Annotated in this window: 11 protein-coding genes; 6 read left to right on the top strand and 5 right to left on the bottom strand. The window is 67.0% G+C overall.

Going from position 1 to position 13847, the window contains the following annotated elements; translation table 11 throughout:
• Positions 1-107: 107 nt before the first annotated feature.
• Entirely contained in the window at positions 108-2231 is a 2124-nt protein-coding gene (locus ACFYP5_RS21425) for a glycogen debranching N-terminal domain-containing protein (RefSeq protein WP_389038254.1), read from the bottom strand.
• A gap of 125 nt (positions 2232-2356) precedes the next feature.
• Between ACFYP5_RS21425 and ACFYP5_RS21420 the strand changes: the two genes are divergently transcribed.
• From ACFYP5_RS21420 to ACFYP5_RS21400, 5 genes are all read left to right on the top strand, one after another.
• Complete coding sequence (locus ACFYP5_RS21420; RefSeq protein WP_389038251.1) at positions 2357-3406, top strand: LacI family DNA-binding transcriptional regulator; 1050 nt, start codon at positions 2357-2359, stop codon at positions 3404-3406.
• Positions 3407-3494: 88 nt separating this feature from the next.
• Positions 3495-4739, top strand: a complete 1245-nt coding sequence (locus ACFYP5_RS21415; RefSeq protein WP_389038248.1) for an extracellular solute-binding protein — start codon at positions 3495-3497, stop codon at positions 4737-4739.
• Positions 4740-4744: 5 nt separating this feature from the next.
• The gene (locus ACFYP5_RS21410) at positions 4745-5893 is read left to right on the top strand and encodes a carbohydrate ABC transporter permease (protein WP_389038245.1); all 1149 of its coding nucleotides are present in this window, start codon (positions 4745-4747) and stop codon (positions 5891-5893) included.
• Positions 5890-6828 carry a carbohydrate ABC transporter permease gene (locus tag ACFYP5_RS21405; RefSeq protein WP_389038243.1) on the top strand — a complete coding sequence of 313 codons (939 nt, stop codon included), beginning with the start codon at positions 5890-5892 and terminating at the stop codon, positions 6826-6828. Before ACFYP5_RS21410 ends, ACFYP5_RS21405 begins: the two co-directional genes overlap by 4 nt.
• A gap of 416 nt (positions 6829-7244) precedes the next feature.
• Positions 7245-8114: a serine hydrolase gene (locus ACFYP5_RS21400; RefSeq protein WP_389038240.1), complete on the top strand. Its 870-nt coding sequence runs from the start codon at positions 7245-7247 to the stop codon at positions 8112-8114.
• A gap of 312 nt (positions 8115-8426) precedes the next feature.
• Here the strand turns inward: ACFYP5_RS21400 and ACFYP5_RS21395 are convergent, their stop codons facing one another.
• The 4 genes from ACFYP5_RS21395 to ACFYP5_RS21380 all read right to left on the bottom strand — a co-directional run bounded on the left by ACFYP5_RS21395 (position 8427) and on the right by ACFYP5_RS21380 (position 11455).
• A complete protein-coding gene (locus ACFYP5_RS21395) occupies positions 8427-8900 on the bottom strand; it encodes a carboxymuconolactone decarboxylase family protein (RefSeq protein ID WP_389038237.1) in 474 nt (157 codons plus the stop codon).
• Between the two features lie 279 nt (positions 8901-9179).
• Complete coding sequence (locus ACFYP5_RS21390) at positions 9180-10061, bottom strand: MBL fold metallo-hydrolase (RefSeq protein ID WP_389038234.1); 882 nt, start codon at positions 10059-10061, stop codon at positions 9180-9182.
• A gap of 154 nt (positions 10062-10215) precedes the next feature.
• Entirely contained in the window at positions 10216-10920 is a 705-nt protein-coding gene (locus ACFYP5_RS21385) for a type 1 glutamine amidotransferase domain-containing protein (protein WP_389038231.1), read from the bottom strand.
• Between the two features lie 109 nt (positions 10921-11029).
• Positions 11030-11455: a PPOX class F420-dependent oxidoreductase gene (locus ACFYP5_RS21380; RefSeq protein WP_389038229.1), complete on the bottom strand. Its 426-nt coding sequence runs from the start codon at positions 11453-11455 to the stop codon at positions 11030-11032.
• A gap of 403 nt (positions 11456-11858) precedes the next feature.
• On the opposite strand from ACFYP5_RS21380, the gene ACFYP5_RS21375 reads away from it, so the two are divergent.
• Positions 11859-13823 carry a glycoside hydrolase family 15 protein gene (locus ACFYP5_RS21375; protein WP_389038226.1) on the top strand — a complete coding sequence of 655 codons (1965 nt, stop codon included), beginning with the start codon at positions 11859-11861 and terminating at the stop codon, positions 13821-13823.
• Positions 13824-13847 lie beyond the last annotated feature (24 nt).

The raw sequence follows: 13847 nt of genomic DNA, 5'->3' as shown, positions 1-13847 counted from the left end.
ACCACTCGCCAAGGCCCTCGAGACGCCTTCGGCGCACGAGTGCGGGTCGAGGGCGGCAGTTCCGACGTCGTCGGCGACGCGTGCGCGGCGGGTGCAGCCGCACCGCGTCAACGGGGTGTCATGTGCTCCCTTTTCACCGTCAGGCCGTTCGGCGCCTCGATGTGCGCCGTGCCGTCGGCGTCGACGGAGATGTCCAGCCGCCCGCCGGCGATGTCGAGGCCCTCGACCTTCAGCGGCCGGTATTCCTCCGCGAATCCAGGTGCGACCGTGAGCGTGCCGCTGGGGACATCGGCTGAGAGCCCCAGCATCGACTGCAGGATCATGACGGACGAGGCCGCTGCCCAGGCCTGGGGACGGCAGGACGCCGGATAGGGCGAGGGCCGGACGTCGGTCGCCGCGCCATGACCGGCGAACAGTTCGGGAAGCCGCCCGTCGAAGCCTGCGGAGGCGGTCAGCAGACCCCCGGAGAGGGACGCGGCCGTTTCCGGGAACCCGGCCCTGACCAGGCCGTGCACCGCGATCGCGGTGTCGTGCGGCCAGATGGAACCGATGTGATAGCCGTACGGGTTGTAGGCCACGGAGTCGCTGCTCAGGGTCCGTAGTCCATGGCCCGAGTCAAGGTCCGGCGCGCCGAGCCTGGCGGCCAGCAGAGCGCTCTCCTCATGGTTGAGCAGGCCGGTGCCCAGCAGCTGGCCGAAGCCCGAGGTGACCGAGTCCACCGGCTTCTTGTCCCCGTCGAGCGCGACGGCCGGGTACGGACCCCGTTCGTCCTCCACCCAGAAGTGACGGCGGAAGCGGTCCCGCAGCCGTTCGGCCCACTCCTCCCACCGGTCGGCACCGGGGCGGCCGAAGGCACGCAGCAGATCGGCGCCGCCGCGGGCCGCCTCGTACGCGTAGGCCTGGACCTCGCAGAGCGCGATCGGGGAAGTGGCGAAGCGGCCGTCGCGATACCGGATGGAGTCCCCGGAGTCCTTCCACCCCTGGTTGGCCAGGCCACGTCCGGTGCGGTCGATGTACTTCAGGAATCCGTCCCCGTCCGCGTCGCCGTGGTCGCGCATCCAGGCGAGGGCGGACTCGGCGTGCGGCAGGAGCTGCTCCACCTGCTCAGGCGCGAGGCCCCAGCGCCAGGAGTCGTGCAGCAGGGTGATCCAGAGCGGGGTGGCGTCGACAGTGCCGTAGTAGCACGGCGGCAGCGAGAAGTTCTCGTTGAAGTTCTGGGTGGCTCGGCGCACCTCGTGCAGGATCTTGCCGGGTTGTTCCTCGGTGCCCTGATCGGAATTCACGCCTTGGCGGCGCGCGAGGGTGCGCAGCGTACCGGCGGCGAGACCGGTGCCCAGCGGCAGCAGCATTCGGGCCGCCCACAGGGAGTCGCGGCCGAAGAGGGTGAGGAACCACGGGGCTCCGGCGGCCAGGAACTGGTCGGCGGGCTTGTCCGGATCGGTCAGCCGCAGCCGGTCGAGGTCGGCGGCCGACTGGCTCAGCCACTGGTCGAATCGCCGGTCGGCGCTGCGCAGTACCGGAGTGCGCCAGGGCAGGCTGTCCGCCGGGGGCGCGGGGAACAGGTCGCCGTCCGCATGAGCCGCGTCGCAGTGCAGCACGGCGGTCCATGACGAGCGGGGGGCGAGTTCGACCTCGTACTCCAGCCGTCCGGCGGCCGGGTCGACGGTGGCGGGCTCCGGGGAGCTGGTGAGGTGTACGGCGAAGGTGTCCCGTGACCAGTCGAGTCCGCTCTCACCGGCGGTGGCGGAGACCGGGATCTGCGCGTGTCCGGACTTGACGCGCTCCATCGGGGCGAGGTCCGTCCCGGCATTGACGATCAGCCGGAAACGGACGTTCTGCCGCCCGGCGTTGGAGACTTCGAGGGTCTCCTCCAGCCGCCCGGGGGTGACGCGGCGGCGCCTGTGCAGGGTGACCGCCGGGTCCGGAGTCTCCTCGCCCAGACCGCGCAGCACACCGCGGAAGGCCGCCTGGTCCGCTCCGGCGAAGCCTCCTCGTACCGGCGCGATCGCGATCCCGTCCGCAGCGACGGTCAGGCGGGCGAGCGCCCTGCTGTCGCCGTGGTAGAAGCCGTCGGCGGAACCGTCGATCTGTCCGTCGGCGTGCGAGATCGCGAAGCTCGGGGCGTACAGCGTCACACAGGCGTCATGCAGGAATGGCTGGAGGCCTTCGGCCGAAGGGCCGGGCCCCGTGTCGGAGTTCGTCATGTCGTGGGTCTTGACAGTGGTGTCCAACAGAGCAGAACCTCTCAGGCATTGGAGCGTTCCAAGAACCCTAACTACGACTTCACAGCGTTGACAACGGTATTGGAGCGCTCCAATCAACTCGTCCGTTCGCGCAACCGGTTCCGGAGACAGCCATGCCCCGCTCCCCCAACACCCCCGCGCCCAAGGCAGGTTCGGTGACTCTGGCCACGGTGGCGAAGCGGGCCGGCGTCTCTCCGCAAACAGTGTCCAACGCGATCAACTCGCCTGAACTGCTGCGCCCGGAGACCCTGGAGCGGGTCCGCCGCACCATCGACGAGCTCGGCTATCGCCCGCATCGAGCCGCCCAGACCCTGCGCACCCGCTCCAGCAGACTCATCGGCTACGGCATTCGTCCCACAGCCCACGGCACTTCGGCCCCGGTCATGGACCGGTTTCTGCACGCCTTGTCCCAGACCGCCGACGAGGCCGGCTACCGGATCCTGCTCTTCGCCTCGCCCCCTGGCAGCACGGGCCTCGATGGGTACGAGGAGCTCCTCGACCTGCACAGCGTGGATGGCTTCGTGCTGAGCGGCACCGAACGGGGCGACAGGCGCCAGGCCTGGCTGGAGAAGCGCGGTGTGCCATTCGTGGGCTTCGGCCGGATGTGGTCCGGCCGCCAGATAGGCGACTGGGTGGATGTCGACGGCGCCTCGGGCACGGACTCCGCGGTCGAGCATCTGGTCGGCACGGGGCATCGCAAGATCGCGTTTCTCGGCTGGCCGCGCGGCTCCGGAGTCGGCGACGACCGCGCCGAGGGCTGGCAGCGCGCCATGCAGCGGCACGGCCTTGCGGTGCGCGGCAAGCGGGCGCAGAGCATCGATGACATCACCTCGGCACAGGCCGCCGCCGGACCACTGCTCGACGCGGGTGCGACGGCCGTGATCGCCGCCAGCGACATGCTCGCCCTGGGCTGCTATCAGGCCCTGCGCGAGCGACAGGCCGTTCCGGGCAGGGATGTCGCCGTCGTCGGCTTCGACGACTCCCCCACGGCGGCGCTCCTCTCCCCCGGACTGTCCACCGTCGCCCAGCCACTGGAGGCCGTCGGCCGCGAATGTGTCCGTCTTCTGTTGGCCCGAATGTCGGAGCCCGACGCTCCGCCTGAGCGCGTCCTGCTCGAACCGTCTCTCGTCGTGCGTGACAGCACACCCGCGTCAGGCAACTGAACCACTCCCGCGCCCGTTCACGGGCCACCGATTCACAGCACGCCCTTCCGGGCAGCTGAGCCGCAAGTTATGCCTTCTGGAGGAACTCATGGTCACCCGTACGGCCGTCGCCGCCCTCGCCACCTGCGCGGCGCTGCTGGCCGCCACCGGCTGCTCATCCAGCTTCGGCAGCGACAAGGAGCCCAAGCAGGACAAGGCCGGCAAGCAGAAACTGACGGTACTGATCGCCACCTCGGGGGACGCCGAAACCCAGGCAGTCAAGACCGCCGCCGCCGCGTATGCGAAGACGTCAGGCAACACGGTTACGGTCGAAGTCGCCAAGGACATGAACCAGCAGCTCGCTCAGTCCTTCGCCGGGCACAAGCCGCCGGACGTCTTCTACGTCAACTCCGACCAGTTCGCGAACTACGCGAAGGGCGGCTCGCTCTACGCGTACGGTGACCGGATATCCGACGCCGACGACTTCTCCGAGCAGCTGCGTGCCTCGTTCTCGTACAACGGAAAGCTGGTCTGCCTGCCCAAGGACACCTCCACCCTCGGTCTCGCCATCAACTCCGATCTGTGGAAGAAGGCCGGGCTGACGGAGAAGGACTATCCGAAGAGCTGGGAGGAACTGAAGACCGTCGCGGACAAGCTCACGGGCAACGGCGTCACCGGTCTGGTCACCAGCGACGAGTACCAGCGACTCGGCGTCTTCATGAAGCAGGCCGGTGGCTGGCTCATCGACGCGGACCAGAAGAAGATGACTGCCAACACCCCCGAGAACGCCAAGGGGCTCACCTTCGTCCAGTCCCTGCTCAAGTCGGGCTCGATGAAGTTCGCGAAGCAGGTGGACACCAGCTGGGGCGGTGAGGCGCTCGGCAAGGGCAAGGCCGCCATGACCATCGAGGGCAACTGGCTCGACGGCGGTATGAAACTCGATTACCCCGAAGTGAAGTACGCCGTCGCGCCGCTGCCCGAGGGACCGGCCGGCAAGGGCACCCTCGCCTTCAGCAACTGCTGGGGCGTCGCCGCCGACAGCGCGCACCGCGCGGCGGGCGTCGACCTCGTGAAGTACCTCACCTCCGCCAAGCAGCAGCTCGCGTTCGCCGACGCCTTCGGCGTCATGCCGTCGCGGACGAGCGCGCTCGCGACGTACGCCGAGAAGCAGCCGGCCGCCAAGGCCTGGGTGGACGGCAACGCCTACGCGCAGGGCCCGGTGACGATCGCCGGCTTCGACAAGGTCCTGAGCCAGTTCAACACCGATCTGCAGTCGCTGCGCACCGCCGACCCGAAGAAGATCCTCGGCGACCTTCAGCGCAATGGCGAACAGGCGATCGTGAAGGGCAACTGAGCCCCATGCCCATCCGCACGATCCGCGCGAGCGGCACTCCCCGCACGACCGGCTCGCCCGGCGCACCTGACAGCGCACCCGGCAGAACCGGTACGACCGCGAAGGCCCGCTCCCAGCGCGCGGGCCTTCGCGGGGAGGGCGCCTGGGGCTGGCTGTTCGTCAGCCCCATGGTGCTCGTCCTCGGCCTCTTCATGGTGCTTCCCATCCTGATGGCGCTGTGGGTGAGCCTGCTGCACTGGGACGGGCAGTCCAACCCGTTCTCCGGTCAGGCCGATTTCGTCGGTCTGGACAACTACCGGACGCTGCTCACCCAGGACGGACTCGACCGCACACTCTTCGCGACCTCCCTGCGCAACAACGCCTATTACGTGCTGCTGACCGTCCCCCTGCAGACCGTGCTGGCACTGGCGCTGGCCCTGATCGTCAACCAGAGACTGCTGAGGGGCCGGGGCGCGCTCCGTACAACGTTCTTCTTCCCGTCGGTCACCAGCTCCATCGCCGTCTCCACGGTCTTCCTCTTTCTCTTCCAGGGCAGCGGAGCCGTCAACTCCATGCTGTCCTGGATCGGGCTCAAGGGACCCAACTGGTTCGCGGACCCGCGCGGAGTGCTCTCCCTGATCCTGAGCGGTCTGGGAATCGTCGATCCCGAACGGCCCGCCGGGGTGCTCGCCGACCACTCGCTGATGGGTCTGTCGTGGTTCGAGTGGCTCGCGGGTCCGTCGGTCGCGATGTGCACGATCATCCTGCTCGCCGTGTGGACCACCTCTGGCAGCTTCATGCTGATCTTCCTCGCGGCGCTCCAGAACATCCCGCGGGAGCTGGAGGAGTCGGCCGCCATGGAAGGGGTCAACCGCCGCCAGATGCTTCGGTACGTGACGCTGCCCGCGCTGCGTCCCGTGCTGTTCCTGGTGCTCACTCTGGGACTGATCTCCACCTGGCAGGTCTTCGACCAGGTGTACGTGATGGGCCAGGGCGCCCCGGGCAACACGACGCTCACACCCGCATTCCTGTCGTACTCCGCGGGCTTCGACAACGCGGACTTCGGGCAGGGCTCGGCGATCGCGTTCCTTCTGCTGGCCCTGATCCTCATTCTGACCGCGTTCCAGCGCTGGGCGCTGCGGGAGCGTGGCGTACCCACCGGGAGGAACCGATGACCGCCGCAGGTACGGCCGTACGCGACCGGGCTCGGCGGTCTCCTCTCCGTCGCGCATCACGCGAACGAGGCCACCCTGTCCTGAGCCGCTTCCCGCTGCCGGCGCGGTTGGTGGGGTACGCCGTGGTGCTGGGGCTGGGTCTGCTCTATCTGCTGCCGTTCGTCCTCCAATTGGTGACCGGTTTCAAGACGGACCCGGATGCCGCCGCGCACCCGCTGGCCCTGCTGCCCACCACTCCGACGACGGCCGCGTATCAGCGGTTGTTCGGGCTGAGCCAAGCCTCGGAAGGGGTTCCCTTCCTGCGCTGGCTCAGCAACTCGGCGCTGGTGGCGGTACTGGTGACTGCGGGCCGGGTGCTGTTCGACTCGATGGCGGGGTACGCGCTGGCGCGGCTGCGCTTCCGGGGCCGCTCGGTACTGCTCGGCTTCGTGCTCGCAGTGATGGCGGTGCCCGGAGTGGCGCTGCTCATCCCGAAGTTCCTGGTGCTCAACACCTTCGGGCTCTTCGACACATACACCGGCATGATCCTTCCGTTGCTGGTGGATGCGGCAGGCATCTTCATCATGAAACAGTTCTTCGAATCCGTGCCGCGCGAGGTCGAGGAGGCCGCCCGGGTGGACGGAGCAGGTGTGTTCCGGATCTTCTGGTCCGTGGTCCTGCCGATGGCCAGACCGGCGTTGATCACCCTGACGATCCTGTCGTTCCAGGGGTCGTGGAACGAGTTCACGCACTTCCTCGTCAGCACCCAGTCCGGCCAGTACGAGACTCTCACCACGGGGCTGGCCCGCTTCGTCTCGGGAGGTCTCGGCGGCGGCACCCAGTATCCCCTGAAGCTGACGGCAGCCCTGCTCTCCACCATCCCGGTGGCTGCGCTGTTCTTCTGCTTCCAGCGCTACTTCGTGAGCGGCGCCAACGAGGGGGCGGTCAAGGAGTGAGCTCCGGCGCCGTCAGCTTCTGAGGGCGCCGGAGCGTGATGCCCGCTGTCCTGCCGTGCCAGCGGTCGGGGTCCCTGCTTCCGAGGCCGCCCTTGTTTGGCGAATATCACATCTCGACATAGTGCCGATATCGGACAATTCGTCATCTTTTTTCGAAATGCCCGTCCCCGCGGAACGTATGGTCGCTTTGAGATATGAAATGGGGATCCAATCCGGTTCCGCCCGGCCCTTCCTCATTCATCCATTCTCTGCGGCCCACACAGGTGCCAGGGCAGTCACCTGCCGCAGCCCACCTCGCCGCGCGGTTGAAAGCAGGCGTGGCGCGAGCCGATCGCCCCCAGCCACACGAGGTCCGGCGAGATGAACTCCGACACGCAGCAGGACGGGACACAGCCTTCATGTATGGATCGCACATATTGACCTGCTCTCGGCGCGGTGCGGCCGCTGCCCTTGCCGCAAGCTCATTGCTCGCCGTATTCACCACAGCCACCCCTGCCTCGGCCTCGGCAACCACGGCCGGCGCCGCAGTGGGCGGTTCCAAGGTCGTCTGTACCTCGGAGAAGCCTGGCCTCGCCACGCGGCTGTCCGGTGACATAGCCGGTGCTCTCGACGGGCGGCAGGACACATCGGCGCTGGCCCTCTACGACCGGGGCACCGGAACCACGTGCGAGCTCAGGGCCGACACGCACTTCGACTCCGCCAGCGTGGTCAAGGTCACAGTGCTCGGAACCCTGCTGCGGGAGGCCCAGGAGGCACACCGGAAGCTGACTCCGCAGGAGGTGAGACTGACCAAGGCGATGATCACCAAGTCCGACAACGACGCGACCTCCGCTCTCTGGCACCAGATCGGATCCGCCGGCTTCAAGAAGTTCCTGGACCTGGCAGACATGCGGCACACCGTCCCGGGTTCCGGTGGAAGCTGGGGGCTCACCCAGATCACCGCCGCTGACGAACTCCGGCTGATGCAGCTGCTGACGACGGAGAACTCAGTGCTCACCACGGCCTCGCGCGCCTACGCTCTCGATCTGATGGAGCACGTCACCGCCGGCCAGAGGTGGGGGGTGCCCGCCGGATCGCCCGCTTCGGCAGCGGTGCACGTCAAGAATGGGTGGCTGCAGCGCGCCACCGACGGATGGCGAGTGCACAGCGTGGGCGCCTTCACCGGCAGCGGTCACGACTACGGCATGACGGTCCTCTCGAGCGGGAACCTCACCATGGACTACGGCGTCGCCACCATCGAAGGTGCTGCGCGTGTCATCCATCGCGACCTGAGCGGCGCGCGTTGACAGCGAGCCACTGACCGGAGGAGCCCCGAGTCCAGTGACCTGAGTCCGATCCGGGCCGTGGGGGTTTACTGGGTCGTTGCGGTGGGCTCCACGATCGTGCGCTCCCACCAGCATCGGCCGGGGCCCCGAATTGGGGACTCCGTCGACGATCCGGACCACCACGCGACGGGCCGGTCCCGGGACGCACCGACCACGAAGACGAGTCGGACCGCCGGACGGATCAGAACGACGCCCCGGACCCCGACGAGGGGCATCCGAGGCGTGCGCTGATGCCGGTGCGGGACACCGGCGGTCCGGGCCGAGCACTGCTGCTTATCCGAACTGGCCGGGCTGATAGTCGCCGGCGGGCTGCTGGACGATGACGTTCATACGGTTGAATGCGTTGATCAGGGCGACGAGCGAGACCAGGGCGGCGAGCTGTTCCTCGTCGTAGTGCTTGGCGGCATTCGCCCAGGCCTCGTCCGTGACGCCGCCGGCCGCGTCGGCGATGCGGGTGCCCTGCTCCGCCAGCTCCAGGGCGGCGCGCTCGGCGTCGGTGAACACCGTGGCCTCGCGCCAGGCCGCGACCAGGTTGAGGCGCGTCGAGGTCTCCCCTGCGTGCGCGGCGTCCTTGGTGTGCATGTCGGTGCAGAAGCCGCAGCCATTGATCTGGCTGGCGCGGAGCTTCACCAGCTCCTGCGTCGCGGCCGGCAGCGTCGAGCCCGACACCGCCTTGCCCGCCGAGACGATGTGCCCCAGGAACTTGGCTGCGACCGGGTTGCCGAAAAGGTTCAAACGAGCATCCATGGTGCCCTCCTTGCCGTTGTCGGTGCCTACACATCCCTGACGGAACAGCTCGGCCGGATGTGACAGGACCGGATGTGCCGTGCGTCTCCCCTGTCGCACCGCGGCGGCGCCCGACTACGACGACGCTCAGGACCGCTGCCGAGACGTCGTCGCCCCGCTTCTCACGATCGATGATCCGGACCGGACTGCCCGGATCCCAGGGCGTGGTCCCACGTCTTCCATAGGCGGACGGTCGTCCTGGGAGGCGGCGGATGTGGAGCGCCCGGATTCCTCGGCTGTTCAGGCATCCCCGTTGCAGATGATGAAGCCGGGGAAGGCGTGCCGTCCGGGTCGGCCGCCGATCTCGTCCATCGCTTCGCGAATGCTCCGCAGTTGGCTGATGGTCATCTGCAGCGGTGGCTCATCCGGCTGGTACGTGGTCAGGACCGGGTAGTCCACACCGGGTTCGTCGGTCATCTCGATATGGCAGCCGAGGATGTGGGTTACGGGTCGGGTGTCGGCGAACGCGATCAAACGGTCGACAGTTCTTCCGAAGGCGACCCAGTCCTCCACATACAGCCGCCCCGGGTACACCGTGTCGCCGGTGAGCAGGAATCCGGTGTGCGGGTCGTAGTAGGTGATGGCCGCCTCATGGTGGCCTGGGGTGGCAAGGCACTCAAACACCCGGCCACCGAGGTCGACCCGGGCCACCCGGTCCGGGTCGTCGGTGAAACCGAAGTAGCCCCAGGCACTGCTCCGATCCGCCCGCACGACCGTGGTGTGGGGGCGGTCGGTGAACTGTGCGTCGGCCGCGATGTGATCGCCATGGCCATGGGTGTGCAGGACGAGCAACGTGTAGCCGTCGCGCGGATGCTCGGCCAACCACCGCCCGACCAGGTCGTCGACAACCCGGCGCAGCGGAAAGAACTCGGCGGACTCGGTGGCTCCGGTGTCGATGAGTACAGCTCGACGGTTGCCGAAGATCAGGAACAGGAACGGCGCCTCGTAGTTGATCGCCATGTTCTGACGCAGGATGAACGTGTGCTCGTCGTACGCGTGGACCTGGATGTCCGGGTCCGTGTTGTGTTTCGCCGACGAGGATCCGTGGATCCAGTTGACGGCCGGCGGCCGAGGCTCGGGCGCCTCCGACACGAAATCGACCTGCGCCTTGCCTTCGCCCATGACCTCTCCTGAACGCGTCGTCTCAGCAGGCCGGGCCCCGGCGCACACGTCCACGCGGATTCGCATCTCCGGTCCGAATCTACTATGCGGAGATCGAGTTGCTCAACGGTTCATCCGCTGGGCTCGATGAACCGGCCTCCCCCGCCACTCTGCGTCAGGCTGCAGTCAGCTGACGGACGACGGCCTCGGCGACAGCCCTGGCGCTGCCCGGGTTCTGACCGGTTATCAGACGTCCTTCTTCGACGACATAGGTTTCGAACGGTTCATCGGCCGTACTGTATTCGGCGCCGCGCTTCTTCAACTCTTCCTGCAGGTTGTAGGGAACCGCCTGGGCCCTGTTCGCCAGTTCCTCTTCGGGCCAGGAGAACCCGGTGACACTCTTGCCCTTGACCAGGGGCTCTCCGTCACTCAGGGTCACATTCAGCAAGCCGGTTGCGCCATGACAAACCGTCGACACGACTCGACCGCTCTCGTAGAACTCAGCCATCAGGCTTTCGAGATCCTCACTCTGCGGAAAGTCGAACATGACTCCATGGCCGCCGGTGAGGTAAATCGCGTCATAGTCTTCGGCGTTCACCTCAGAGATCTTCCTGGTGTCCTCCAGGAGATTCATGAACCGCCTGTTCTCGTATCGCTTCCCGGTGTTCAGCTCGGCAAGAACCTCATGCGACAGGCTCTCCGGGTCGATGGGGACCTTCCCTCCGGACGGGCTTGCGATATCCATCGAGAATCCGCTGGGCTCGGCCACGTCCCAGAAATGAGTCAACTCTCCCAGCCAAAGGCCGGTCCTCATGCCTGATTTTTTGTATTCATCGACATTGGTGACAATCACCAGGATCTTCTTGGTTGCAGCCACCATGCATCGCCTCCGATGGCATCGTCATGCTCTTCAACCGTAGACCTGGGGAGCTCGGCCAACCACCCGTGACCGACAGTGGCGATCCATACGTATGCCGTTTGCCCGCAGCTCAACGGGAGGTGGGCGCCCACGGGCCGACGCCACCGATTCGCTCCACGGAGTAGCGCACGAGAAAGCCGGGACCCTTGGGCGCCGGGAATTCGGCGTCCTGGGACATATAGACCTTCGCCAATCCGTTGAGCAGATCCCATGCGTCGTCGCTCGGCCGAACATCGGCCCGCGCCCGCAACACGGCGTACTCGTTCAAGAAGACACCGGGCACCCGCGGTCCGTCGAAGGACAGCGCGACCCGCGGGTCGCGCTCGATGTTGCGCAGCTTCACGTGGCGCGACATGTGACCACTGACGAGATCGTCGCCGTCCAGCCCGATCCAGATGACTGTCACCTGCGGGCTTCCGTCGGGGTTGATCGTGCTCAGGTGAACCATGGGCCCGGACGCGATCAACTCTCGCAGTTCGGGCGGCAGGCCGCTCATAGCTTGATCCTTTCTGCCACCAGGGGATTTCGTTCGGATCAGGCCAGACCCCGCGAGCGCAGCATGCCCCAGATGAGAGGCCCTGGCTCACCCTAAATCGCGCTCGGTCCGAACGACCGCAGATCGCGGCCGCACGCTGTGCACGCTCACCAGTACGGGTCACCGACAACTTATGTCGAAGGCAATACCGGCGCGCCGGCCGTGGCGGACCGTACAGGGCACGCCCCAGGGCGGATCGCCGTGGCCGTGGCGGAGATGCGCGCGGTGTCGGTCCGCCTGCGGGAGTGATGCGAACACTGGGCGCGCCGGGCAGTCTGGAGATGGGAGCACATCTGTGTCCGCAAGCGGAATGGGCGGAAGCGGCGACGTCATCGCTGATGCGAGGCGAATGGGAAGAGGCCCCATGAACGAGCACCCGCTGATCGAGGACCACGGACTCATCGGTGACCTGCAGACAGCCGCACTGGTCTCCACCGGGGGAACGATCGATTGGTTCTGCAGCCCGCGATTCGACTCGCCCAGTGTCTTCGGAGCACTGCTCGACAGCGAGAACGGCGGTCGCTGGACGGTCGCTCCACGGGCACCGACGTACGCGACGAAGCAGTTGTACTACCCGGACACATGTGTGCTGCTCACCAGATTCATGACCGAGCAAGGCGTCGGATCGGTGGTGGATTTCATGCCACCTGCCTCGCCCCGCAATCCGACGAACCGCCACCGGTTGGTCCGCATGCTGCGGTGCACACGTGGTGAGATCTCGTTCGACATCAAGATCGCCCCTCGGTTCGACTACGGGCGGCAACCGCACGAGGTCACGTCGTACATGGGCGGCTGGCATTTCGCCGGCCGAGGTACCGACGTGACCATGCATGTGGTGGACACGCCGGGCAACGTGTGCGTGGGCGACCGGAGGATTCACGCCGATGACGTGTGCATGACCGTAGGGCTGCGAGCGGGCATGACCCGCGGGCTGGTGCTGGAGACGTTCGCTGACGGCCCGCCACATATCGTTTCGCCGGAGGAATGCGAGCGGCTCCTGGACGACACCATCGCCTTCTGGCACAAATGGCTGGCACGTTCACGCTACACCGGACGGTGGCGGGAGACGGTCAACCGCTCCGCCATGACGCTCAAACTCATGACGTACGCCCCCTCCGGGGCCATGGTCGCAGCTCCGACCACCAGCTTGCCCGAACAGGTCGGAGGCGAGCGTAACTGGGACTACCGCTACGCGTGGGTGCGCGATGCCTCCTTGTCCCTTCACGCGCTGCTCGGTCTGGGATTCGCCGAGGAAGCCGTGGCATTCACCGAATGGCTGGGTGACCGCGTCCAGGAACATGCCGGTCCGGGCGAACACCCTCTGAAAGTCATGTACCGCGTCGACGGGTCCTCGGACCTGGTGGAGCAGACCTTGGGGCACTGGGAAGGCTACCGGTCCTCTGCCCCGGTGCGGATTGGCAACGGCGCCGCCGACCAGTTGCAGCTCGACATCTACGGATCGGCACTGGAGTGCCTCAATTTCGCCGAACAGCGGGGTCTGCCGACGACCTCCCGAGTCTGGCAAGGGCTGATCGACACGGTGGACTGGGTGTGCGAGCACTGGGACCGTCCCGAAGCCGGCATCTGGGAAACGCGCGGCGGCGACAAGGACTTCACCTACGGGCGGCTCATGAGCTGGATCGCGTTGGACCGGGCCCTTCGCATGGCCGCCCAGAACGGACGCCCTGCCGAGGTGGAGCGCTGGACCAGCCAGCGCAATGCCATCTACTGGCAGATCATGCAACGAGGTTGGAGTCCGGAACGTGCCGCGTTCACGCAGTACCTGGGCAGCGACGTCCTGGACTCGGCGCTTCTGCGGATGCCCTCGGTGGGGTTCATACCCCCGCAGGATCCCCGGTGGCTCTCGACCTTGGACGCGATCAAGAAGGATCTCGTGTCCGACGGCCTCGTATACCGGTACGACCCCGCGGCCTCCCCGGACGGGCTGCTCGGTGCCGAGGGCACCTTCTCCGCGTGTACCTTCTGGTACGTCGAAGCCCTCGCCCGCGCCGGCCATCTGCGTGAAGGACGGCTCGTCTTCGAGAAGATGCTCACCTACGCCAACCATCTCGGCCTGTACTCGGAGGAAATCGGGCTGACCGGTGAGCAACTCGGCAACTTCCCGCAAGCATTGACCCATCTCGCCCTCATCACCGCCGCGCTGAGCCTGGATGCCCACCTCGACGCGGCTGCGCCCGGTTTCCCTCCTACCTCACCGGTTCCGTTCCCGTATCTCTACGCGCAATCGATGGCAACGGGGATCGGAGGTCCAGGTCCACCGGTCACGCCGACCACCCCATATCCGTCGGAGCACATCATCCGCAGGTGAGCGCACCGGCCTTCCCACGACGGT

Source organism: Streptomyces sp. NPDC005262, from assembly GCF_042872425.1.
Lineage (GTDB): Bacteria > Actinomycetota > Actinomycetes > Streptomycetales > Streptomycetaceae > Streptomyces.
The sequence above is the reverse complement of the archived record's forward strand: the minus strand, read 5'-3'. Positions and strand labels throughout refer to the sequence as shown.